The sequence below is a fragment of the Microvirga sp. 2MCAF38 genome, from assembly GCF_052115485.1.
Taxonomy (GTDB): domain Bacteria; phylum Pseudomonadota; class Alphaproteobacteria; order Rhizobiales; family Beijerinckiaceae; genus Microvirga.
Genome location: NZ_JBFRGU010000001.1, coordinates 534,641 through 556,792 on the forward strand (window position 1 = coordinate 534,641; position 22,152 = coordinate 556,792).

A 22,152-nucleotide genomic window follows, 5' to 3' on the forward strand; every position below is an offset into this window, starting at 1 on the left:
GGGAAGAGACTCCCTGACTTCCAGCGAATTCGTCCAAAGGAAAGGATGCCGTTCTACTCGGCCTTCGCCGAGCGGCGCTTGCGGGCATAGTCCATGAGATCCTCGTCCACGACCTCGGGGAGCTTGATCTCGGCGGTGACCAGAAGATCGCCCGTCCCCGTCTTTCCAGGCAGCCCCTTGCCGCGCAGGCGGAAGGTGCGGCCGGAATTCGTCAGGGGCGGGATCGTCATATCGACGGCACCTGTGAGGGTTGGCACGCGCACCGGCCCTCCAAGAACGGCTTCCTCGATTTCAAGCGGCAGACGCAGGCGCAGATTGGTGTCTTCCATCGTGAAGCGACTGTGTGGTGCGATGCGAATCGTCAGCATGGCATCGCCCGGCTCGCCCCCGGCAGCATTGTAGCCAAGGCCGCGCAGGCGGATCACCTGGCCGTCGCTCACGCCTTTCGGGATCACCACATCCACATCCCGCCCGGTGGGGAGCGCGATACGTTTCTTCGCTTCGCTCGCGATGTCTTCCAAAGTCACCGTCAGGGTCGCGGCGGCATCCTCACCCTTGCGCGGGCGGGCCTTGCGCTGGGTTTCTCCGGCCGAGCGGAAAGCCTCGCCGAAGAATTGCGAGAAGGCGTCATCGCCGGGATCGAAGCCGCGAGAGCGTCGGCCCTGCCCGAACGGAGAACCGCCGCCGAAGCCGAAACCTTCCGAGTGCGCCCGGCCGCCACCCCCGCCGAAGCCTTCGAAGCCCTGAAAGCGCGGCTTGCCCTCGGCATCGATTTCGCCCCGGTCGAACTGAGCGCGCTTTTCCTTGTCGCCCAGGATTTCATAAGCGGAGTTCGCCTCCGCGAACTTCTCTTTGGCCTTAGGATCGTTGGCGTTGCGGTCGGGATGATAAGCCTTCGCGAGCTTGCGAAACGCTTTCTTGACCTCCGCTTCGCTGGCGGTTTGCGGCACGCCGAGGATGTCGTAGGGGCTGCGCATGATTGATTCCGTTGGCCATGAATTTGGGCGGGGAGCCCATCGGCTTCAACGTCCCATATGGGCAAAGTGTTGCCCGTTTGCAACGCTATTTTCGATCTGGAAAGTCGGTCAAGCTTTTCCGGTCAAGCTTTCTTGGTCGGCTTGACGTCCTTGATCGCCCATTCGCCTCCCGACGGGCGGCAGGCGGTACCGGTCAGGGAATGCACCGCCGGGCCCGTAATCAGCGCGGTGAAGGTGCGGCAGATCTCGTCGTCCTTCACGAAAGGCGGGGCAGCGGGCGTGAACGAACCCTTCATCGTGGTCTCGGGGTTCTCCCAGGCGACGATGGTTCCCGCCCCTTGCGGATCGAGGGCGACGGCGAGCGCCGCCTTGGCGCGCCGCCAATCCTCGTCATTGAGATCGGGGGACAAGGGCGACAGGGCCTTGGGGGCGATCGAGGCCGTCGTCTCCGGCTCGTCGACCTCGAGGCTCACCAAGGAATAGGACAAGCTGCAGGCGCTGGTGGTAAGAGCGATCAGACCTGCGGCAAAGACCCGCAAAGCTTCGCCTCGACGAGCGTCTGATCTATAACGGCGCTCACCCACAAGACTCACGCTGCGGCACTCCATGACCTTCAAAGACACATCCTCAGTTAAAGACCAGCATCCGTTAACAAGCGGTGACTTCACTGAAGCCGGTGAGCCTTTTGCCCTGTTTCAGGTCTGGCTGGCGGAGGCAGAGCGGTCCGAACCCAACGACCCGAACGCCATGGCGCTCGCGACCGTGGACGCGGACGGCTTGCCCGATGTGCGGATGGTGCTTTTGAAGGGCGCGGACGAGAACGGCTTCGTGTTCTACACCAACACGGAATCGAACAAGGGCCGCGAACTTCTCGCCAATCCGAAGGCCGCCCTCGTCATGCATTGGAAGAGCCTGCGCCGCCAGGTGCGTGTGCGCGGCAACGTCACCCGTGTCAGCGATGCGGAGGCCGATGCCTATTTCCAGACTCGTCCGCGCGACAGCCGCATCGGCGCCTGGGCGAGCCAGCAATCGCGCCCTCTGGAGAGCCGCTTCGCGCTGGAAAAGGCGGTTGCCGTCAACACCGCGAAATACGCCATCGGCGAGGTTCCCCGCCCACCCTACTGGACCGGATTTCGCATCGAGCCGGTGTCGATCGAATTCTGGAAGGACCAGCCGTTCCGCCTGCACGACCGCGTCGTCTTCACGCGCGATGGCGACGGCTGGCGAAAAATGCGCCTTTATCCGTGACAACGGCGGCAATCCGCCGATAGACCCCTCATCATCGCGCAGGGTAAGAAAGCTCCCCCGCGCTTTTCAGGAAAACTGATGACCAACAACACTCCTCGCCGGATCATGCTGCTGACGGGCGCCAGCCGTGGCATCGGACACGCCACGGTCAAACGCTTCTCGGCGGCGGGATGGCGCGTCATCACCTGTTCGCGCCACGCCTTTCCGGAAAACTGCCCGTGGGAAATGGGCCCTGAGGATCATCTTCAGGTCGATCTCGCCAATCCCGACGACACGATCCGCGCCATCGCAGAGGTGAAAGAGCGGTTGAAGGTCGAGGGCGGCGTTCTTCATGCGCTGGTGAACAATGCAGGCATCTCGCCGAAGGGTCCGGGCGGCTCGCGGCTCAATGCGCTCAGCACCTCCTACGAAGACTGGGTCCGCATCTTCCAGGTGAACCTGTTCTCCACGATCATGCTGGGGCGTGGGCTCGTCGATGAGTTGACGCAGGCGAAAGGCTCGGTCGTCAACGTAACGTCTATTGCAGGTTCACGCGTCCATCCATTCGCGGGCGCAGCCTACGCCACGTCGAAGGCCGCGCTTGCGGCGCTGACTCGTGAAATGGCAGCGGATTTCGGCCCCTTGGGCGTTCGAGTCAACGCCATTTCACCAGGCGAAATCGATACCTCGATCCTCTCTCCCGGCACGGAAAAGCTCGTCGAGCAGATCCCGCAGCGCCGTCTCGGCACACCGGACGAAGTCGCCAAGGCGATCTACTTCCTGTGCACCGACGCCAGCTCCTACGTGAACGGCGCGGAACTGCACATCAACGGCGGGCAACACGTTTAAGAAGTCGCCGGTGGCGCACAAAGGATGGCACCGTCTATCGCCTGAGGAGGCCGTAAGGCCGTCTCGAAGGGCGAGGCGTCTCCAGCGCGCACCTGACCCTCCTTCGAGACGCAGCCTTTGGCTGCCCTCAGGATGAGAGTGAGGCAAGCCCCGGTGTCATTCCCGGCCGAAGCGCAGCGGAGAGGGGAATCCACAGCGCCGCGATTGGGTCTGGATTACTCGCGGGATGATGCCTCGCGCAGCGAAAATTCCGCCCTCACGCCGCTTGCGCTGGCCACGGCCCGACATAGCGGGATTGCGGGCGGATGATGCGGCCTGCCCGTTCCTGTTCGAGCGCATGGGCCACCCATCCCGCCGCGCGACCTGCGCCGAAGAGCGGTGTGAAGCCTTCGCGAGGAACGCCGATCGCATCGAGCAGGAGCGCGGTGTAGAACTCCACATTCGTCTCGAGCTTGCGGCCGGGCTTGTGTCGCGCCAGTGCTTTTAACGCCGCAGCCTCGACAGCCTCGGCCAAAGTGATGCGATTGTCTCGCCCCTTCAAGCGCCGCACGGCCCCTTTCAGCACATCCGCGCGAGGATCGCGCACGCGGTAGATGCGGTGTCCAAAGCCCATGAGGCGCTCGCCTCTCCCGATAGCGTCCTCCATCCAGGCTTCCGCCTGTAGGGGAGTTTCGATGCGGTCTAGCATATCGAGAACGGGCCCCGGCGCACCGCCATGCAGCGGCCCCTTGAGAGCGCAGAGCCCCGCGACGATGGCGGAGAAAAGACCGGCATCGGTAGACGCCACGACACGCGCCGTGAAGGTGGAAGCGTTGAGGCCGTGGTCGATGATGGTCACGAGATAGGTATCGAGGGCGGCGACCTCGTCCGCATCGCCCTCAACCCCGCGCATCATGCGCAGAAGATCGGCGGCATGGCCGAGCGACGGATCGGGCGCAACCGGAGCCTGATGGTTCGCCGCGCGGATCGCCATCGCGGCCGCGACCGCCGCACCGCCGACCGCGAGGACCGCATGCCGTTCCTCCGCATCGGCCAAGGCCGCCATCAACAAGCGCATGCCCTCGATGGGCGTGAGAGCCGCCAGTTGGGGATTGAACGGAGCGAAACGCGCAAAGGCCCTGTCGCGGGCCTCACCGAACCGTCGCTTGAGATCGTCTGTCGGAACGAAGCCATCCCAAAGAATGGCGGCGGCCTCTTCGAACGAAACATGGTCCGCGAGGGTTTCCAGATCATGCCCACGAATGATCAGGCGTCCGGCTTCTCCGTCCACGTGGCTCAAGACGGTTTCGGCGGCGATGACGCCATCAAGTCCAGTCGACATGGTTTTCTCCTTTTCCAAGGAGCTTTGTCCCCTCTTGCGGAGGCGTCAATCTTGAATCAAGATATCAACATATGAGACCTTCAAGCGCCTCCCTCGATCTCCTCCCCGCCGCCGAAGCGTCGCACCGGCTCGGCATCAGCCCGGCGAGCCTTTACTCTTACGTGAGTCGTGGTCTCGTTCGCTCCTTCGCCTCACCGCACGACCCGCGCCAGCGGCTTTACGCGGCGGAGGATGTGGATGCCCTCGTGAAGCGCCGCACCCGCATGCGCCGCCCGACAGTCGCTGCGGAAACAGCCCTCGATTGGGGGCTGCCGGTCATGGAAACCGGCATCACCCAGATCGAGGACGGACGGCTGCTCTATCGCGGTGTCGATGCCGCCTCTCTTGCGGCAAGCGCGACCCTGGAAGAGGTGGCTGCCCTGCTGATCGGCTCCGACCTGCAGCACGCGAAGACTCCCCTGCCCGCTCCTGACGGAAATGATGCGGGTGACTTTGTCGGCAGAGCCATTCGACTGCTGTCGCACCCGGCACCGGAGCCCGAGAATCCGGCTTTCGAGGCAAGCGCCATCCTGCGCATCGTCGCGTCGGCAGGCACCGGCTCCGCCCCGCAGGATCAACCGCTCCACGCACATTTTCGCGACGCCTGGAAAACATCACTCGAAGCAGGCGAAGCGATCCGACGCGCGCTCGTGCTCTGCGCGGATCACGAACTCAGCGCCTCCGCCTTCGCCGTGCGGGTCGCGGCTTCGACAGGTGCGACCTTGCGCAATGCGGTGATTGCAGGACAGGCGGCCTTGAGCGGGCCTCTTCATGGCGGGGCAACGGAGATCGTCCGTAAATTCTTCGAAGATCGCGAGCGGGGCAATGTTGTCGAAGTCGCGAAATCGAGACCGGTCACAGGCTTTCACCACCAGCTTTACCCGCAAGGCGACCCGCGCGGCGCGGCGCTCGTCGAAGGATTGCCGCTTCTCGCCAGCGACCGCGCAATCACGAAAGAGATTGCCGACATTACGGGCGAGCAGCCGACCATCGATGCGGCTTTGGTGATGCTGGAGCGTGCCTATTCGCTTCCCAGAGGGGCAGCCTTCGCGCTCTTCGCGACAGGTCGCACGGCGGGCTGGCTGGCGCACGCCATCGAGCACCGTGCACAAGGCACACTCATTCGCCCCCGCGCTCGCTACGTTCTGGCAGAGGCCTCATGAGCTCCGACCGTTTCTTCCCATCTCGCCCGGTGCTCGCCGCCTCCGTCGCGGTGTTCCGCGACGGACGCGTGCTTCTCGCCTCTCGCGGCAAGCCGCCGGGCGAGGATCTGTTCTCGCTGCCGGGCGGCAAGGTCGAGATCGGGGAGACATTGAGCGAAGCGGCGTTGCGGGAACTCCGCGAAGAGGTCGCCGTTGAAGCGAGCCTGATCGGCTTCATCGCGCCTATCGAGTTCATTGAAAGAGATGAGGCGGGCCGTATAAAATATCACGTGGTCATCGCCGCCCATGCCGCGCACTGGATTTCAGGCGAACCGCGGACGGGGCCCGAAGCGAAGGAGATCCGGTGGATCACCGAACAAGATGTCGCCGGGCTGCCGATGACGGAAGGTTTGCCCGACATTCTGGAGAAAGCCTTCGCTTTGGCGAGGAATTCTACACCGTGAAGCGTGTAGGCCGGATCGCTCTTGCCGGCCTTGCGCTTGCACTCGCAGGCGAACCCGCCTCCGCGCAGAACTTCTTCGAGCGCCTGTTCGGCATTCCGCCTCAGCCGCCTCCGCAGTATCAGCCTCCGTACCAGCCGCAATATCGCCCGCGTCCTCCACCGCAACGACGCGCTCCGCAACCGCAGCGCCCGGCGGCTCCTCACCCGGAAGCCGCTCCGGCCGTCCCTGTCGAGCCGCCGCCCGCTCCTTACGAGAAGGATCTGCTGCGGCTGTCCGAAATTCTCGGGTCGCTTGCCTTCCTGCGGCCGCTCTGCTCTGCGCCAGATGCCTCCGAATGGTCGAAGCGGATGCAGGCCATCATGGAAAACGAGGGCACCTCGCCCGGAAGGCGGGAACGGCTCGCGGGCGCCTACAACAAAGGCTATCAGGCCTTTTCCCTGACCTACCGAATCTGTACGCCCTCAGCCGTTGAGGCTTCCGGTCGCTATCTCAAGGAAGGAAATCAGCTCAGCCGGGCCATCACCGGGCGTTACGGCGGATAGGACAGAAGCGCCCGGTTCTTTTTCCGGATCGTGTTTCCGCTTATCCACATGGATTCCCGCGCTGCCTCTCGCATTAACCTCTTTGCGAGGAGATGCTGGCGGTGGAGCGACTCGCCGACTAGGTTCGGTTGAACCGAATCCGCGTGGCGCCCCTGATCAGGGGCCTTGATCATGAACGATAACGACGTCCAATTCGCCGAACTTGAAGATCTGAGCGCCATCAAGCAGGCGGCTTTGACCTATGTGAGCGAGGCTTTTGCGGAAGCCGAACTCGATGGGCTCGATGCCGATTGCATGGCGCAAGCCGCGTTGTTCACCGCGTTCATGGAACTCGTCGCGACCTATGGCGAGGAAGCCGTGGCGGAATACGCCGCGGGCTTACCCGAGCGCATCCGCAGCGGTGGCTTCTCGACCGGGCTGAAACACTAGGCGGCGGCACCTTTCGGACACTGCGCCCGAACCGCGGCATTCAGTCGCGCCCCCACCCGGCGAACATATTGTGCGCGCGGATTTTCTCTTCGTGAGCGAGCAAACTACGACCTGCCTCCAATACCGAAGGGCGCCTCAGGGCGCCCTTTTCCTTTGTGTGCCCGCGGGGCGGGAACTAACTGTCGTCGGTCGAACCAAAAACCCTTTGAAGGCATGGGGGCCAGCCCATCGAACCCAAGGTATACCCTCAAGGTTCTCTGCTGAGCTTAGGAGCCCTCCCGTGTCTCTTACCGTCAAGATTACTTCCGTCACCAGCATGAGCGCAGAGCCTTTTAATGATGCTCTGGGCGCAACATCGAAATCCGGGTTCAACTGGATGGAAGAAGACGGTGTTTCTCCCACTGTCACCCTCGAGGGAACCACAGTCCCGGAATATGCGGGGGGGACGTCAATCGGTACTTTTACGTGCTCGGACCCAAGCTATTCGACGTTCACATTCTCTAACTGGATGGAAGAAGAAGACAGTCATCTTTTTCGGATCGATAACCCTCCGCTTGCACCATCCAGATTGTTCGTGGCGCGGGGCGTCGTACTGAAAGACTCGGACGTCGGAACATATGACATCTACGTTCTGGCATACAAAACGGTCGGCGAAGTAATTCGAGATACCGCCATTTTCAAGTTCACCATTGAAGTAACCGACGTCAAAACGGCTCCGTGGGAGACCACGCTTGATGGCCCTGGTCTGCTTCTGGAAGGCACGGTTGGAGGAACCGTCGTCGGCGCCCTTCAAACGGTTGACGACGACTTGAATGACGTCTTTGAATACAAGCTCGTTCAAGAAGACGGCTCCGATTTCCCTCCCGGCGAAGGGGATCCGCGGTTCGAGATCGGAACGGATGAGAACGGCAAACCGGCTATCGTCGTCAAGGCTGGCGTAACGCTCGGGTTATCGGACATCGGCGACCACTTCTTTTACGTCAAAACGAACGATGGCCTGCACAGCATCGTGTCTATGCTCGGGGTGACGGTCAACGTGCCCGATCGCGATCCGGCGTCCTCGACCGTCGCGGACAACAAGATCGCGAAGCCCTTCGCAGATTTCGGGGCGAGCCTTGGTGGCAACGTCGTAGCGACAGTCACGATCAACGATCTATCGCACGGCACTCTCGGTAATCTCGGCACAGGCACATTTGATGCTGCGACGGGCACCTACACCGTGGAAGGCACGGCCATGGACGTCAATGCTGCCATCAGAGCTCTGACTTTCGATCCGACAGATCGCCCGGGTGCTCGCGTGGGCGCTGTGGAAACGACGATTTTCACGATCAGGATCGAAGACGACAGCAAGGTGGACGTCCGCGAAATGAGCGTGTCGGTGGAATCCATCGCAGCCAATCGCGCGCCCACCAACATTGCACTGAGCGACAAGACAGTGCAGGAATCGGCCGAGAATGGCAGCCTCATTGCTACTCTCTCCGCATCGGATCCGAATGCCGGAACGTCTTTCACTTTCACTCTCATCGACGATTCGAATGGTCGTTTCGCGATCAACGGGAACAAACTGATCGTCAAGGACGGCTCGAAACTCGATTACGAGCAGTGGACCTCGCATCAGATCAAGATCAAGGTCAGCGACAACAGCGGCGGCTCGTTCGAGAAAGCTTTCATCATCGCGGTAACCGACGTCGCTGAACCGGGGACAATCCCTAAAGAGGATGCGCCTCTCACGCTGCGAGGCACTCCGGCACGCGATGTGCTTGTCGGTGGCAAGAGTAACGACAAGCTCTATGGGAGGGGCGGCAAGGACATCCTTACGGGCGGTGACGGCCAAGACATTTTTGTTTTCGATACGAAGCCGAACACGAAGATCAATGTCGACAGGATCACCGACTTCTCGGTCGCGGACGACACGATCCACCTCGCCAAAGCCACCTTCAGCAAGATCGCCAAGAAGGGTTTTCTGGCGAAGAGTGCGTTCTACATCGGGACCAAGGCCCACGATGCGGATGACCGCATCATCTACAACAAGAAGAACGGCGCGCTCTATTACGATCCCGATGGCACCGGCGCCAAAGCGGCGATCAAGATCGCGACCCTTACGAAGAACCTCAAGATGACCGAGAAGGACTTCTTCATCGTCTAAGGCTAGGGCCGCAAAGCCTCTTCGAAGAGGATCGTCTCTCCTAGCGACGGCGACTGCAACTCGCCGTCCCACATCACGACATTGCCGCGCACGACGGTGCCGATGGGCCAACCCGTCACCGTCTTGCCGTCATAGGGCGTCCAGCCGCATTTGGAGGCGATCCACGCATCGGTGATCGTCTCTCGGCGCTTCAGATCGACCACTGTGAAATCCGCGTCATAGCCGACGGCGATGCGGCCCTTGCGGGCGATGCCGAACAGCCGCTTCGGCCCCGCGCTCGTCATATCCACGAAACGCTCAAGCGTCATGCGGCTCGCATTCACGTGATCGAGCATGATCGGCACCAACGTTTGCACGCCTGTCATACCTGACGGTGTGTTGGGATAAACCTTGTCCTTCTCCTCGCGGGTATGCGGCGCGTGGTCGGAGCCGAGAATATCGGCGACGCCTTCATCCACGCCCTCCCATATCGCCTGACGATGATGCTCGTCGCGCACGGGCGGGTTCATCTGGACATAGGTGCCGAGGCGCTCGTAGGCCTCAGGCCCGGCAAGCGTCAGGTGATGCGGCGTCACCTCGATGGTGGCGACATCCTTGTAGTCGCGCAAAAATTCCATCTCTTCGGCCGTCGTCACATGCAGCACGTGAATGCGAGCACCGGTTTCGCGCGCGATACGAACGAGACGCTTCGTGCAGGTCAAGGCCACTTCCGCCGATCGCCAGACAGGATGCGAGGACGGATCACCCTCGACGCGCAGGTCCTTGCGTGCGCGCAGCATCGCCTCGTCTTCCGAATGGAAGGCCGCGCGGCGGCGCGTGCGGCGCAGGATGTTTGCAACACCTTCATCGTCCTCCACCAGAAGCGAGCCAGTGGACGAGCCCATGAAGACCTTGATGCCCGCAGCGCCCGGCAGGCGCTCCAGTTCCGCCACGTACTTCGCGTTCTCCTGCGTGCCGCCGACCCAGAACGCGAAATCGCAATGCATGCGGTGATGGCCGCGCCGGACCTTGTCGGCAAGAGCCTCCGACGTCGTGGTCTGCGGATCGGTGTTCGGCATCTCGAATACGCCCGTCACGCCACCCATGACGGCGGCGCGGGAGCCCGATTCGAGATCTTCCTTGTGATCGAGCCCCGGCTCGCGGAAATGGACCTGCGTATCGATGACGCCGGGGAGAATATGCAGTCCGCGACAGTCGATTTCCCGGCCAGCGGACGCGCGCGACAGATCTCCAATGGCGGCGATACGCCCCTTGATGACGCCCACATCCCGCTCGGCCCGCCCATCCTGATTGACGACGATGCCACCCTTGAGAATCAGGTCGAAGGTCTGAGACATGCTGAACTCGCTCTTGAGGCCGGTACCAGGTGGGCATATGTCACGGTTAATCGAAGGGCAACTGGAGCCATGACATGCCTGCAGCCCATTTGAATGATCGCGGTGTTGTGAAAGTATCCGGCGAGGACGCCAAGAAGCTCCTCGAAGGGCTTATCACGTGCGATCTCGACAAGGTGACGCCGCAGGCGGCCCGGCTTGGCGCGCTTTTGACGCCTCAGGGCAAAATTCTCTTCGATTTCATCGTTTTCGAGGCCCCCGAGAGCATCGGCGGCGGCTACTACCTCGACACTCTAAAAGGCTTCGCGCCCGATCTCGCCAAGCGCCTCACCTTCTACAAACTCCGCGCCAAGGCGATGATCGAAGACCTTTCGGACAAGCTCGCCGTGATCGCGGGGTGGGACGATATGCCGGAACCCGAGGAGGAAGCCGGGCTCATTTCCGTGGACGCCCGCCTGCCGGAGCTCGGCTGGCGCGCCATCGTCGCGGCGGAGGACGCTTCCGAATTCGAGACGGTCCCGGCTGAGGCCTACCACGCTCACCGCATCGCGCTCGGCGTGCCGGAAGGTGGGCGCGATTTTCTCTTCGGTGATGCCTTCCCCCATGAGGCGCTGATGGATCAGCTCCACGGAGTCGATTTCGACAAGGGTTGTTATATCGGGCAGGAGGTCGTCTCCCGCATGCAGCATCGCGGCACGGCGCGCACCCGCCTCGTCCCCGCGCTCTACGAGGGCGGCTTTGCCGCGGAGCCGGGCGTGGATGTCGTGGCAGGCGAGAAGGTTTTGGGCAAAACCGGCACGGGCGCGAACGGACGTGGCCTTCTCATGATCCGCCTCGACCGCGCCGCCGATGCGCTGGCCGCCGGGGAGACAATCCGCGCAGGTGGTATTGCCGTGGCTCTGGTGAAACCGGACTGGGCCCTGTTCGCCTTTCCTGGCGAGACCGCCCCAGCGTGATCAATCGCCGCAAAACTTTTGATTGGTCGCGGGTCTACCACGGCATTTAGCTAGAGTTTGATCGTTTCAGATTGAAACGATCAAACTCTCGATTCTTTTAATGCCGCATGATCCGGGCGAACAACCGGATTTCACTTGTTCTGATCATGCTCTAAGCGCCGTATTCGAGGATCGCCATGTACCAGCCTCCCCATTTCCGCGAAGACCGTCTCGAGGTTCAGCACGGGCTCATCCGCGCCCATCCGTTCGGGATGCTGGTGACACTCGGCAGCACCGGCCTCGTCGCCAATCCGGTGCCGTTCGTGCTCGATGCGGCGGCATCCGCGAAGGGTACCCTTCGCGCCCATCTGTCGCGCGCCAATCCGCAATGGCGCGATTTCGATCCCGCGCAGGAAGCTCTGGTGATTTTTCAGGGCGCGGACAGCTACATCACGCCCTCCTGGTATGAGACTAAGCGCGAGACCGGCAAGGTCGTGCCGACCTGGAACTACGCCATCGTGCAAGCCTATGGCACGTTGAAGGTGATGGACGACACCGAGTGGCTCACGCGCCAGACCGATGCGCTCACGGCCCAGCACGAAGCTTCACAACCGCAGCCTTGGGCCGCGAGCGACGCGCCGCCCGCTTTTATCGCGGCGCATCTGAAGGGCATCGTCGGCATTGAAATTGAGATCAGCCGCATCGAAGGCAAGTGGAAGGTGAGCCAGAACCGGCCGGAAACCGACCGCATAGGCGTCGCCGCCGGGCTGCGGGCATCCGAGAGCGAGGCCGCGCAGAGCATGGCCGATCTTGTCGACGTCTATGGTGCGAAAGCCCGCGACTGACGGCGAAGTCTCTTCCCGTTTGACCGCAAGACCGTTACACCGTCTGCATGACCGACGGATTGATCCATCACCCCGACAATAAAACCCGCTGCTGGTGGCCGGGCACAGACCCGTTCTATGTGGCCTATCACGACACCGAATGGGGCGTGCCCGAATTCGACGACCGAGCCCTGTTCGAGAAGCTGATTCTCGACGGCTTCCAGGCGGGCCTCTCGTGGATCACAATCTTACGCAAGCGCGAGAATTTCCGCAGCGCCTTCGCGGGTTTCGATCCGGCTGTGATCGCGCGGTTCGATGCGGCTCAGGTCGAGGCGCTGATGCTCGATGCCGGCATCGTGCGCAACCGCGCCAAGATCGAGGCGACGATTGCGGGCGCGCGCGCCTGGCTGGCCATTCAGGAGCGCGGCGGCTTCTCACCGTTCCTGTGGAATTTCGTCGACGGACGGCCGATCCAGAACAACCTGAAAAGCCGCTCGCATATCAAGGCCGAGACGGAGATCTCCCGCAAGATCTCGAAGGCATTGAAGGCTGAGGGCTTCAACTTCGTCGGACCGACTATCGTCTACGCTTTCATGCAGGCGGTCGGCATGGTCAACGATCACCTCACCGGCTGCTACCGCCACGCGGAATGCGCGGCGATGGCCGAGAAGCTGTGATGAAGGAAGCGCGCGTCTGGCAACGGATGCTGTCGGGGCGCAGGCTCGATCTGCTCGACCCCTCCCCGCTCGACGTTGAGCTCGAGGACATCGCGCACGGCCTCGCTCGCGTGGCGCGTTGGAACGGCCAGACCGAAGGTGGGCACATTTTCTCCGTCGCGCAGCACAGCCTGCTCGTGGAGGCGATTGCGAGCCATCTCGATCCGCAGATGACCACCGAACAGCGCCTCGCGACACTCCTGCACGATGCGCCCGAATATGTGATCGGCGACATCATCTCACCGTTCAAGGCGGTGATCGGGGATGCTTACAAGGCCATTGAGTCGCGGCTGCTCGCCGCGATCCACATTCATTTCGGCCTACCTCCTGAAATCAACGCATCAAGCAAACGCGCGATCAAGAAGGCCGACCGTCAAGCGGCCTTCCTGGAAGCCACGCGCCTTGCGGGTTTCAGCCGAGAGGAGGCCCTGAAGTATTTCGGTCGCCCGGAACCTTTGTCGCGTAGCATCGAGACACTTCTCGAACCGTGGCCGATTCACGTAGCGGAGGAACGTTACCGCCGCGAGATCACGAGGCTCATGGACGCACTGTCATCACAACGACGCGCGATCTGATAGAATGGTTTCGTTGTGTGAGTTTTGAATCATGTCGACCCTTCATGTCTGCCCCCTCTCCCGTCTCCACGAAACTGTTCTCGAAACCCGCGCCAGCCACGTCGTGACGCTCATGAACGATGGCGCCGTCGTCGAACGGCCCATTTCAATTCAGGCGGAGCGTCATCTCAATATCCGCATCAGCGACATCGTTGAACCGCTCGAAGGCCACATCCTTCCGGGGGCCGAGCACATCGAGACGCTGCTCAGCTTCGTGAAGGCCTGGGACCGCGAGAGCCCGCTCGTTTTCCATTGCTGGGCCGGGATCAGCCGCTCGACGGCCGCTGCCTTCATTACCGCTTGCGCCCTCACTCCTGAGCACGACGAAGCGGATATCGCAGCTGCACTGCGACAGGCCTCCGCCATCGCGACGCCGAACCGCCGTCTCGTCTCGTTGGCGGACGATGTGCTTTCGCGCCAGGGCCGCATGGTCGATGCCATCGAGCGCATCGGGCGCGGTGCCGAGGCTTTCGAGGGCGTTCCTTTTACGTTACACCTTAACAGGATCGTGCGGGCTGCCTGAACGAGACCGCCGAATTCGAGAATCCTGTTGGGGGTGACGCTTGGACGACGATGTGCTGATCCTGTTCCTGGCGTTGCTTGCCCTCGCTATTCCGGTCTGCGCCATTGCTGGCTTGATGATCGCGCTTTCGGCCCGAAAGCGGCTCGATCTCATGCAGAAGCGCCTCGCGTCAATCGAAGCGATGCTGGCAGGAACCTCCCCTGTCCAACCTGCCTCGACCCAGCAACCCGTTGAGGCCGTTCGAGAATCAGAATCGGAAATCGCGCCGGAACCGGAGGTCGTCACGGCACCGACAAAGCCGAGCGTGCCCTCGGTTGCGGCGACAGCTCCATCCCAGACTGCAAAACCTCAGGCCGGGCTCGAAGAGCGCATAGGCTCGCGGTGGGCGGTCTGGGTCGGCGGCCTTGCGCTTGCCTTGGGCGGCCTCTTCCTCGTGCGTTATTCCATCGAGCAGGATCTCCTCGGCCCGGTGGCACGCATCGCAGCCGGATTTGTTTTCTCAGCTCTTCTTCTCGGGGCGGGCGAGTGGCTTCGCCGGCGCGAGGAGCCTTTGGCCCTACCCGGTTTCGACGCGGCGAATGTGCCCGGAATCCTCACCGCAGCAGGAACCTCCACCGCTTTCGCGACAACGTACGCGGCCTATGGCCTCTATGACCTGATCGGCCCGGGCTTCGCCTTCACCCTGCTCGGCGCGGTCGCGGCACTGACGATGCTGGCTTCCATCCTCCACGGCCCCGCACTTGCCGCGCTTGGGCTCGTCGCGGCACTCGGCTCTCCTCTTCTCGTCTCGTCCGAGAACCCGCAGCCCTGGGTTCTGGTGGTCTATCTCGGCTTTACGGTGCTGGCCTCCTACGGCGTAGCGCGACTGCGCCTGTGGCGCTGGCTCGCCATGGCGGGAGCTGTAGGCGCGTTGGCCTGGACGGGGCCGATATTCCTCATCAACCTGTTCGACCCGCTCCCAGCCATGGTGCATCTCGTGGTGCAGATCGCGCTCGCGGGCGTCTTTCTCGTGGCGGAGCCGCATCGCAACGCATCAGACGAACACGCGCGCATCGACCGTTTCGCGAGCGCCATCCTCTTCGCGTTCGCCGTAGCGGCGGTGCTCGTGTCCGAGACGATACATGCGAGTGACGGGCGTCCGTTCTTCATCGGCATCGTCGCTCTCATCCTTCTCGTCCTGGGCATACGCTTCGCGCCCGCCGCACCCGCCGTCGCCTCTGCGATGTTCACCGTCGTCGGAGCGCTTACCGTTTGGCCGATCCGCCACGAACTTCAGGCGGATCCGCAGAGCTTTTTCTATGACAGTGGCACCGATCTCTTCGCCGTACGGCCCGATGCTCTCGCGAGCTATCTCACCCTCGCGGCGGCTCTGCCGCTCCTGATCGGCGCCGCGAACCTTTGGCGCTTGGCGCGCGGTCGAATGCTGAGGCTGGCCATTGCCGTCTGGTATGCGGGCGCGGCAAGCGTCGGCCCGCTTCTCGTCCTCGTTGTCGCTTACTGGCGCGTGGCGGCGTTTGAGCGCAGCCTCTCCTTCGCCCTCATCGCCGGGTTCCTCGCTCTCTTCTTCCTCGCTGCAACCGTCTGGCTGCGGCGGCAGGAGAGCGAGACACTCGATAGCGTCAAGCTCGGCGTCGGAGCCTGCGCTTCTGCGGCGCTGGCCGCTCTCGCTCTCGGCCTCGTCTTCGCTCTCGACAAGGGCATTCTCACCGTCGCTTTCGCGCTCGCAGCTTTTGGCACCGCCTGGGTCGCCGAGCGGACAGGAATCCCGGCTCTTCGCTATGCGGTCGGCGCCATCGGCCTGATCGTGCTCGGGCGGCTCGCGTGGGACCCGACCATCGTCAGCGGCTCGCCCGGCAGCACCATCATCGTAAACTGGCTGCTCTGGGGCTACGGCGTTCCGGCGCTCGCGTTCTTCCTCGCGAGCCGTCTTCTGGAAAGGCAAGGCCGCGACAGGGTCGTGCGATTCGTCGAGAGCCTCAGCATCGTGTTCGCGGCGTTTCTGGTCTTCTTTGAAATCCGCCACGCCGTTCAAGGCGGCGACATTCTCGCCCCGACGACGGACCACCTCGAATTCGGTCTTCTCGTCGCATCAAGCTTCGCTTTCTCGCTTCTTCTTGTGCGCACCGACGCCTCACGGCCGGATGCCGTTTATCGGTACGGCTCGATGATCTTCAAGACGATCTCCGTCGTGCTCGCAATCGGCGGCCTGCTCCTCGTGAACAATCCGCTCTTCACCGGCGAAAAGATCCTCGGCGGCGCGGTTGTGAACTCCCTGCTGCCAGCCTATCTCCTGCCCGCAATCCTCGCCGTGTTGCTCGCCCTTCAGGAAAAGGGCGTCAGGCCGCCGGTTTATGCCTGGATTTCGGCCATTCTCGGCCTCTTGTTGCAACTCACCTACATGGTTCTGGAAATCAGGCGCATCTTCCAGGGCCCCGCTATCGGCTTCTGGCGTGAGACCGGGCAAAGCGAGCAATGGACCTATTCCGTCGCTCTTCTCGTCTGCGGCATGGCACTTCTGGCACTCGGACTCTTGAAGGATATCCGCTTTGCCCGTATGGCGTCCGCCGTGTATCTTCTTCTGGCCGTGCTCAAGGTCTTCATCATCGACCTTGCCAATCTGGAAGGCGTGATGCGAGCCCTGTCCTTTATCGGGCTTGGGCTTGTTCTCATCGGCATCGGATTGGTCTACCAGAAGTTCCTTATACAGCGACCCACTCCCAGATTTGGCGGACCGGAATGATCGATACTCCCTCTCTTGAGGCCCTCCCCTTCGAAAAGGCTCTGGCCGAGCTTGAGGACATCGTGCGCCGGCTTGAGCGTGGCGACGTGCCGCTCGAGGACTCGATTGCCATCTACGAGCGCGGCGAAGCCTTGAAGAAACATTGCGAGGCCTTGCTGAAGAAAGCCGAGGCTCGCATCGAAAAGATCACCATCGGCACGGACGGACAGGCGGCGGGAACCACGCCGCTCGATGTGGATCAATAATCCTATCGCCTCATTCTTGCCGGAAATGCCGTCCTTCTGCGTTTGACCCGGCCCCTATGAAATCCTATCTCAGTCTTTTGGGCTGATTGCCGAAGCTTGGCGAGAAAACCATTGTCGACACCTCTTCTCGATACCATCAAGACCCCGGAAGACCTCCGGAACATCCCGGAAGATCGGCTGCGGCAGGTTGCGGACGAGTTGCGGGAAGAGACGATCAGCGCGGTTTCCGTCACGGGCGGGCATCTCGGCGCGGGTCTTGGGGTCGTCGAGTTGACGGTGGCTCTGCATTACGTGTTCGACACGCCGCACGACCGGCTCGTCTGGGACGTCGGGCATCAGGCCTATCCCCATAAGATTCTCACCGGCCGTCGTGACCGCATCCGCACGCTGCGGCAGGCGGGCGGACTCTCCGGCTTCACCAAGCGCGCCGAGAGCGAATACGATCCCTTCGGCGCGGCGCACACCTCCACATCGATCTCGGCGGGCCTCGGCATGGCCGTAGCGCGGGATCTATCGGACAAGGCGAACAACGTCATCGCGGTGATCGGAGACGGCGCCATGTCGGCGGGCATGGCCTATGAGGCCATGAACAATGCGGGCGCCATGCATTCGCGCCTCATCGTCATCCTCAACGACAACGACATGTCGATCGCCCCGCCGACCGGTGCCATGTCGTCCTATTTCGCCCGTCTTGTCTCCGGCGGCACCTATCGCAGCATCCGCGAGGCCGCGAAGCAACTGGCCAAGAAATTGCCGAAGTTCTTCTACGACAAAGCCGCCAAGGCCGAAGAATTCGCGCGCGGATTCTGGACCGGCGGCACCATGTTCGAGGAATTGGGCTTCTACTATGTCGGCCCCATCGACGGCCACAATCTCGACCACCTTGTGCCAATTTTGAAGAATGTGCGGGATACGGAGACGGGCCCGATCCTCGTTCACGTCGTCACGCAAAAGGGTAAGGGCTATCCGCCGGCGGAAGCTTCGGCCGACAAATATCACGGTGTCGCCACCTTCGACGTGGTGACGGGCGCGCAGGCGAAAGCGAAGGCGAACGCACCCTCCTACACCAAGGTGTTCGGCGAAAGCCTGATCAAGGAAGCGCAAAAGGACGACAAGATCGTCGCCATCACGGCGGCGATGCCCTCCGGCACCGGCGTCGATCTCTTCGGCAAGGAATTCCCCACCCGCACCTTCGATGTCGGCATCGCCGAACAGCACGCGGTGACTTTCGCCGCCGGTATGGCGACGGAAGGCTACAAGCCGTTCTGCGCCATCTATTCCACCTTCCTGCAACGTGCCTACGACCAGATCGTCCACGACGTGGCGATCCAGAACCTGCCCGTGCGCTTTGCCCTCGACCGCGCCGGTCTCGTGGGCGCTGACGGCCCGACCCATGCGGGCTCCTTCGACATCGCCTATCTCGGCTGCCTGCCGAACATGGTGGTGATGGCGGCCGCTGACGAGGCCGAACTCGTCCACATGGTGGCAACCGCCGCCGCTCACGAGTCGGGCCCCATCGCCTTCCGCTATCCGCGTGGCGAAGGCGTCGGCGTCGACATGCCCGAAAAGGGCGTGCCGCTTCCCATCGGCAAGGGGCGCATCGTGCGCGAGGGCAACCGCGTCGCGATTCTGTCGCTCGGCACGCGCCTCGCGGAGTCGCTCAAGGCTGCAGAAGAGCTCGAAGCGCGTGGTCTTTCCACTACGGTCGCCGACGCCCGCTTCGCCAAGCCTCTCGACAAGGACCTGATCCTGCGGCTTGCCCGCGAGCACGAGGTGCTGATCACCATCGAGGAAGGCTCCATGGGTGGCTTCGGCGCCTACGTGCTGCAACTCCTGTCCGACAAGGGCGCGCTCGATCGCGGCACGTTGAAGGTCCGTTCCATGGTGCTGTCTGACGTGTTCCTCGATCACGACAAGCCGGAGCGCATGTACGCGACCGCCGGGCTCGATGCTACGGGAATTGTCACCAAGGTATTCGAAGCGCTCGGCCGCGAGACGCCGCACAAAGCGCGGGCTTGAGGCAGATCTGCCGGAAGGGCAGGATCGAACCTTCCAGATATGGAACCGAGGGGTATAGGCCCCCTCAGATCGTCAACGTGCCCGCTTTCGCTGCGGCGTAACGCTCGGCGATTTTGTTCCAATCGAGCACGTTCCACCACGCCTTCAGATAATCCGCTCGGCGGTTCTGGTATTTGAGGTAATAAGCGTGCTCCCATACGTCGTTGCCCATCAGGACCCGTCCGCTATCCATCAGCGGCGTATCCTGGTTGGGTTTTGCGACGAGAGCGAGTTTGCCTTCCGGCGTGACGGTCACGAAAACCCAGCCCGACCCGAACTGGCCCAAGCCCGTGGTGTTGAAATCAGTCTGGAATTTCGAGAAGCCGCCCAGGTCGCGATCGATGGCGCTTTTCAGCTCGCCGCCGGGTTCTCCGCCCGAACCGCCCATGATCTGCCAGAACATGGAATGGTTCGCGTGCCCCCCGCCATTATTGCGCACGGCCGTGCGGATGCTATCCGGCAGCTTGGGCAAATTCGCCAACAATGCCAGAAGCGGCATCTTCGCCGCCTCCGCATTCTGGCCGAGCGCCGTGTTGAGATTGGCGACATAGGCCGCATGATGCTTATCGTGGTGCAGCTCCATGGTGAGCGTGTCGATATGCGGCTCGTTCTTTGACGGCGCATAGGGCAAGGGCGGAAGCGTGAACGGCCCGGACGGGGCTTGCGCGAAGGCGCGGGGAATGGCAGCGCTGGCGCTCAATGTTGCGGCTCCCAGAAGGAGCTTCCGACGGCTGAGATTGTGCATTGTTTCCACCTTTGCTCGTCATGATGTAACGAGATAGGGCGCGAACGGAGCGCGTCAGCTTTTTGTGAAATGAGGACGAAAAACACGTGACAGAGGGTTCGCCATGAGCCGCAAACGGGCCGATATCGCTCTCGTCGAGGGCGGCTTTTTCGCGAGCCGGGCGCGCGCGCAGGAAGCCATTGCCGCCGGCCTTGTGACCGTGAACGGCCAGCCCGTCCGCAAGGCCTCCGACAGCGTGCCCGAAGGCGCTGAGATCCTCGCGCAGGCCCCTCATCCCTACGTGTCGCGGGGAGGCGTGAAGCTTGCCGCCGCGCTCGATGTTTTCAACATCGATCCCAAGGGCCTCACCTGTCTCGATATCGGCGCGTCCACCGGCGGCTTTACCGAAGTGCTGCTGTTGCGCGGCGCGGCGCATGTCTATGCGGTCGATGTGGGGCATAGCCAGTTGCATGCGAAGGTCGCGAATGACGAGTGCGTCACGAGCCTGGAAAGCACTGATGCGCGCGCATTGAACGCGGCGCTGATTCCCGAACCCATCGACCTTCTCGTTGCCGATGTGAGCTTCATTTCGCTCAAGCTCGTTCTGCCTTCCGTCGTCGCACTTTTAAAGCCACAGGCCACCCTCGCCGTTCTCGTGAAGCCGCAATTCGAGGCGGGGCGTGATCATGTGCGCAAGGGCATCGTTCGCGACGAGGCTGTGCATCGCGCGGTCTGCGAGGATTTGAAAAATTTTGTCACGTCGCTGGGCTTTGCGCCCATCGGCCTTGTGCCTTCGCCCATCGAAGGCGGCGACGGCAATCGTGAATTTCTGTTGGGAGCGCGCCGTGAGCGATGAAGTGACGATCAACCGCCTCGGCGCGAAAGGCGACGGCATCGCGGAGACGGCGAGCGGACAAGTATTCGTGCCGTTTGCGTTGCCCGGAGAAACGGTGACCATCGAACGCGACGGTACGCGCGGCCGCCTCCTCGATGTCGCGATGGCATCGCCCGAACGCATCGAACCCTTCTGCCCCTATTTCGGCGAGTGCGGCGGCTGCGCGACGCAGCACATGCGCGAGGATTTTTATCGGCGCTGGAAGCAGGATGTTCTCAACACCACCCTGCGGCACGCGCGATTGGAGCAGGAGACGCAGCCGCTTATCGACGCCCATGGCGAAGGGCGGCAGCGGGTGACATTGCACGTGCGCTTTCCCGAACGCGGAATGCATGTGGGCTTCATGGCGTCGCGCAGTCATCATGTGGTCGAGATCGACCACTGCCCCATCGTCGTTCCGAGCCTGCAACGGGAGGCGCCGCGCGTCGCGCGCGTCATCGGGGAGAGGCTGAAAGCATCGCGCAAGCCGCTCGATATCCAGTTGACAGCAACCGAGACCGGCCTCGACGTGGATATTCGCGGGCACGGCCCGCTCAATGACCGTAAGCGTTTCGAGCTGATCGAGCTTGCGGGCGAGCTCGATCTCTCGCGCCTTTCACTTCACGGCGATGTCATCGTGGAGCGGCGCCCGCCAGCCATCGCCATGCACCGCTCCTCCGTCGTGCCGCCGGCAGGATCTTTTTTGCAAGCGACGAAGCTTGGTGAAGAGACCCTGGCGAGGCTCGCTGTTGAAGCGTGCGATGGCGCCAAGCGCGTCGCTGATCTCTTCTCCGGTTGCGGCTCCTTCGCCCTGAGGCTGGCCGAGAGGTCAGAAGTGCATGCGGTCGAGACTGACAAGGCTTCGATGACCGCTCTCGACAAGGCTGCGCGGGCAACGCCCAATCTGCGCCGCATCATCACCGAAGCCCGCGACCTTTATCGCCGCCCTCTCCTCTTGCCGGAACTGAACGCTTTCGACGCCGTGGTCATGGACCCGCCGCGCGCCGGAGCGGAGGCACAGGCGAAGCAGCTGGCTTCCTCGAAAGTACCGCTCATCGTCAGCGTATCATGCGATACCGCGACGTTTGCGCGCGACGCGGCGATTCTGATCGCAGGTGGCTACAGCCTGGAACGCATCGTTCCCGTCGATCAGTTCAAATACAGCGCGCATCTGGAAGTCGTCGGTATTTTGAAGCGGGCGAAGGTGAAAAAGCGGCGGTGAGGGAGATCGGCGGGATGCCCCCCTCTCCTCAGGGAGAGGGTTGGGGGCGCCACGCAGCCTCACCCTGAGGAGGCGCGTAGCGCCGTCTCGAAGGGCGAGGCGTCTCCAGAGAGCACTGGAACCTCCTTCGCGACGCAGCCTTGCAGGCTGCTCCTCAGGATGAGGGTAGTAAAACACGCCAGGTCAGTGTCACGCATCGGGATGACA

22 protein-coding genes are annotated in these 22,152 nt (G+C 62.5%); 17 read left to right on the top strand and 5 right to left on the bottom strand.

Going from position 1 to position 22,152, the window contains the following annotated elements; translation table 11 throughout:
* Positions 1-53: 53 nt before the first annotated feature.
* Both AB4072_RS02535 and AB4072_RS02540 read right to left on the bottom strand, forming a co-directional pair.
* Entirely contained in the window at positions 54-977 is a 924-nt protein-coding gene (locus AB4072_RS02535) for a DnaJ C-terminal domain-containing protein (protein ID WP_441965328.1), read from the bottom strand.
* Between the two features lie 122 nt (positions 978-1,099).
* Complete coding sequence (locus AB4072_RS02540; RefSeq protein ID WP_441965329.1) at positions 1,100-1,570, bottom strand: RT0821/Lpp0805 family surface protein; 471 nt, start codon at positions 1,568-1,570, stop codon at positions 1,100-1,102.
* Positions 1,571-1,583: 13 nt separating this feature from the next.
* Here AB4072_RS02540 and pdxH point away from each other — a divergent pair, with 13 nt between their 5' ends.
* Positions 1,584-2,225, top strand: coding sequence for a pyridoxamine 5'-phosphate oxidase (gene pdxH / locus AB4072_RS02545; protein ID WP_441965330.1), 642 nt, complete (start codon positions 1,584-1,586; stop codon positions 2,223-2,225).
* Positions 2,226-2,330: 105 nt separating this feature from the next.
* Positions 2,331-3,053 carry an SDR family NAD(P)-dependent oxidoreductase gene (locus tag AB4072_RS02550; RefSeq protein ID WP_441965717.1) on the top strand — a complete coding sequence of 241 codons (723 nt, stop codon included), beginning with the start codon at positions 2,331-2,333 and terminating at the stop codon, positions 3,051-3,053.
* Positions 3,054-3,309: 256 nt separating this feature from the next.
* On the opposite strand, the gene AB4072_RS02555 is transcribed toward AB4072_RS02550, so the two are convergent.
* Entirely contained in the window at positions 3,310-4,374 is a 1,065-nt protein-coding gene (locus tag AB4072_RS02555) for a citrate synthase (RefSeq protein ID WP_441965331.1), read from the bottom strand.
* 71 nt (positions 4,375-4,445) lie between these two features.
* Between AB4072_RS02555 and AB4072_RS02560 the strand changes: the two genes are divergently transcribed.
* The 5 genes from AB4072_RS02560 to AB4072_RS02580 all read left to right on the top strand — a co-directional run bounded on the left by AB4072_RS02560 (position 4,446) and on the right by AB4072_RS02580 (position 9,136).
* A complete protein-coding gene (locus AB4072_RS02560; RefSeq protein WP_441965332.1) occupies positions 4,446-5,576 on the top strand; it encodes a citrate/2-methylcitrate synthase in 1,131 nt (376 codons plus the stop codon).
* Positions 5,573-6,019, top strand: coding sequence for an NUDIX hydrolase (locus tag AB4072_RS02565; RefSeq protein WP_441965333.1), 447 nt, complete (start codon positions 5,573-5,575; stop codon positions 6,017-6,019). The genes AB4072_RS02560 and AB4072_RS02565 overlap by 4 nt, the downstream gene beginning before the upstream one ends.
* The gene (locus AB4072_RS02570) at positions 6,016-6,561 is read left to right on the top strand and encodes a TIGR02301 family protein (protein ID WP_441965334.1); all 546 of its coding nucleotides are present in this window, start codon (positions 6,016-6,018) and stop codon (positions 6,559-6,561) included. Before AB4072_RS02565 ends, AB4072_RS02570 begins: the two co-directional genes overlap by 4 nt.
* Positions 6,562-6,732: 171 nt before the next feature.
* Positions 6,733-6,990, top strand: a complete 258-nt coding sequence (locus AB4072_RS02575; RefSeq protein ID WP_441965335.1) for a hypothetical protein — start codon at positions 6,733-6,735, stop codon at positions 6,988-6,990.
* Positions 6,991-7,270: 280 nt separating this feature from the next.
* Positions 7,271-9,136, top strand: a complete 1,866-nt coding sequence (locus tag AB4072_RS02580) for a hypothetical protein (protein ID WP_441965336.1) — start codon at positions 7,271-7,273, stop codon at positions 9,134-9,136.
* 2 nt (positions 9,137-9,138) lie between these two features.
* On the opposite strand, the gene AB4072_RS02585 is transcribed toward AB4072_RS02580, so the two are convergent.
* Positions 9,139-10,473, bottom strand: a complete 1,335-nt coding sequence (locus AB4072_RS02585; RefSeq protein ID WP_441965337.1) for a dihydroorotase — start codon at positions 10,471-10,473, stop codon at positions 9,139-9,141.
* 74 nt (positions 10,474-10,547) lie between these two features.
* Here AB4072_RS02585 and ygfZ point away from each other — a divergent pair, with 74 nt between their 5' ends.
* The 8 genes from ygfZ to dxs all read left to right on the top strand — a co-directional run bounded on the left by ygfZ (position 10,548) and on the right by dxs (position 19,086).
* Positions 10,548-11,426: a CAF17-like 4Fe-4S cluster assembly/insertion protein YgfZ gene (ygfZ, locus tag AB4072_RS02590; protein WP_441965338.1), complete on the top strand. Its 879-nt coding sequence runs from the start codon at positions 10,548-10,550 to the stop codon at positions 11,424-11,426.
* A 176-nt stretch (positions 11,427-11,602) separates the two neighbouring features.
* Positions 11,603-12,250 carry an FMN-binding negative transcriptional regulator gene (locus AB4072_RS02595; RefSeq protein WP_441965339.1) on the top strand — a complete coding sequence of 216 codons (648 nt, stop codon included), beginning with the start codon at positions 11,603-11,605 and terminating at the stop codon, positions 12,248-12,250.
* 47 nt (positions 12,251-12,297) lie between these two features.
* Complete coding sequence (locus AB4072_RS02600) at positions 12,298-12,906, top strand: DNA-3-methyladenine glycosylase I (RefSeq protein WP_441965340.1); 609 nt, start codon at positions 12,298-12,300, stop codon at positions 12,904-12,906.
* Positions 12,906-13,520, top strand: coding sequence for a YfbR-like 5'-deoxynucleotidase (locus tag AB4072_RS02605; protein ID WP_441965341.1), 615 nt, complete (start codon positions 12,906-12,908; stop codon positions 13,518-13,520). The genes AB4072_RS02600 and AB4072_RS02605 overlap by 1 nt, the downstream gene beginning before the upstream one ends.
* A gap of 31 nt (positions 13,521-13,551) precedes the next feature.
* On the top strand, positions 13,552-14,082 hold the full coding sequence (locus AB4072_RS02610) for a tyrosine phosphatase family protein (protein ID WP_441965342.1): 531 nt from the start codon (positions 13,552-13,554) through the stop codon (positions 14,080-14,082).
* A gap of 40 nt (positions 14,083-14,122) precedes the next feature.
* Positions 14,123-16,822, top strand: coding sequence for a DUF2339 domain-containing protein (locus AB4072_RS02615; RefSeq protein ID WP_441965343.1), 2,700 nt, complete (start codon positions 14,123-14,125; stop codon positions 16,820-16,822).
* Positions 16,819-17,067, top strand: coding sequence for an exodeoxyribonuclease VII small subunit (locus AB4072_RS02620; protein ID WP_441965344.1), 249 nt, complete (start codon positions 16,819-16,821; stop codon positions 17,065-17,067). Before AB4072_RS02615 ends, AB4072_RS02620 begins: the two co-directional genes overlap by 4 nt.
* 111 nt (positions 17,068-17,178) lie before the next feature.
* Positions 17,179-19,086 (top strand): 1-deoxy-D-xylulose-5-phosphate synthase, encoded by a 1,908-nt coding sequence (gene dxs, locus AB4072_RS02625; RefSeq protein WP_441965345.1) that lies wholly within the window; start codon positions 17,179-17,181, stop codon positions 19,084-19,086.
* Positions 19,087-19,150: 64 nt separating this feature from the next.
* On the opposite strand, the gene AB4072_RS02630 is transcribed toward dxs, so the two are convergent.
* The gene (locus tag AB4072_RS02630; protein ID WP_441965346.1) at positions 19,151-19,870 is read right to left on the bottom strand and encodes a superoxide dismutase; all 720 of its coding nucleotides are present in this window, start codon (positions 19,868-19,870) and stop codon (positions 19,151-19,153) included.
* A 103-nt stretch (positions 19,871-19,973) separates the two neighbouring features.
* On the opposite strand from AB4072_RS02630, the gene AB4072_RS02635 reads away from it, so the two are divergent.
* Positions 19,974-20,705 carry a TlyA family RNA methyltransferase gene (locus tag AB4072_RS02635; protein ID WP_441965347.1) on the top strand — a complete coding sequence of 244 codons (732 nt, stop codon included), beginning with the start codon at positions 19,974-19,976 and terminating at the stop codon, positions 20,703-20,705.
* Positions 20,695-21,945, top strand: coding sequence for a class I SAM-dependent RNA methyltransferase (locus AB4072_RS02640; protein WP_441965348.1), 1,251 nt, complete (start codon positions 20,695-20,697; stop codon positions 21,943-21,945). Before AB4072_RS02635 ends, AB4072_RS02640 begins: the two co-directional genes overlap by 11 nt.
* Positions 21,946-22,152 lie beyond the last annotated feature (207 nt).

What these genes read in the sequence shown, in the direction of transcription:
- AB4072_RS02535 (WP_441965328.1), bottom strand. Translation starts at nt 977, where the DNA reads ATGCGCAGCCCCTACGACATCCTCGGCGTGCCGCAAACCGCCAGCGAA.
- pdxH (WP_441965330.1), top strand. Translation starts at nt 1,584, where the DNA reads ATGACCTTCAAAGACACATCCTCAGTTAAAGACCAGCATCCGTTAACA.
- AB4072_RS02550 (WP_441965717.1), top strand. Translation starts at nt 2,331, where the DNA reads ATGCTGCTGACGGGCGCCAGCCGTGGCATCGGACACGCCACGGTCAAA.
- AB4072_RS02555 (WP_441965331.1), bottom strand. Translation starts at nt 4,374, where the DNA reads ATGTCGACTGGACTTGATGGCGTCATCGCCGCCGAAACCGTCTTGAGC.
- AB4072_RS02560 (WP_441965332.1), top strand. Translation starts at nt 4,446, where the DNA reads ATGAGACCTTCAAGCGCCTCCCTCGATCTCCTCCCCGCCGCCGAAGCG.
- AB4072_RS02565 (WP_441965333.1), top strand. Translation starts at nt 5,573, where the DNA reads ATGAGCTCCGACCGTTTCTTCCCATCTCGCCCGGTGCTCGCCGCCTCC.
- AB4072_RS02575 (WP_441965335.1), top strand. Translation starts at nt 6,733, where the DNA reads ATGAACGATAACGACGTCCAATTCGCCGAACTTGAAGATCTGAGCGCC.
- AB4072_RS02585 (WP_441965337.1), bottom strand. Translation starts at nt 10,473, where the DNA reads ATGTCTCAGACCTTCGACCTGATTCTCAAGGGTGGCATCGTCGTCAAT.
- ygfZ (WP_441965338.1), top strand. Translation starts at nt 10,548, where the DNA reads ATGCCTGCAGCCCATTTGAATGATCGCGGTGTTGTGAAAGTATCCGGC.
- AB4072_RS02595 (WP_441965339.1), top strand. Translation starts at nt 11,603, where the DNA reads ATGTACCAGCCTCCCCATTTCCGCGAAGACCGTCTCGAGGTTCAGCAC.
- AB4072_RS02600 (WP_441965340.1), top strand. Translation starts at nt 12,298, where the DNA reads ATGACCGACGGATTGATCCATCACCCCGACAATAAAACCCGCTGCTGG.
- AB4072_RS02605 (WP_441965341.1), top strand. Translation starts at nt 12,906, where the DNA reads ATGAAGGAAGCGCGCGTCTGGCAACGGATGCTGTCGGGGCGCAGGCTC.
- AB4072_RS02610 (WP_441965342.1), top strand. Translation starts at nt 13,552, where the DNA reads ATGTCGACCCTTCATGTCTGCCCCCTCTCCCGTCTCCACGAAACTGTT.
- AB4072_RS02620 (WP_441965344.1), top strand. Translation starts at nt 16,819, where the DNA reads ATGATCGATACTCCCTCTCTTGAGGCCCTCCCCTTCGAAAAGGCTCTG.
- AB4072_RS02630 (WP_441965346.1), bottom strand. Translation starts at nt 19,870, where the DNA reads ATGCACAATCTCAGCCGTCGGAAGCTCCTTCTGGGAGCCGCAACATTG.
- AB4072_RS02635 (WP_441965347.1), top strand. Translation starts at nt 19,974, where the DNA reads ATGAGCCGCAAACGGGCCGATATCGCTCTCGTCGAGGGCGGCTTTTTC.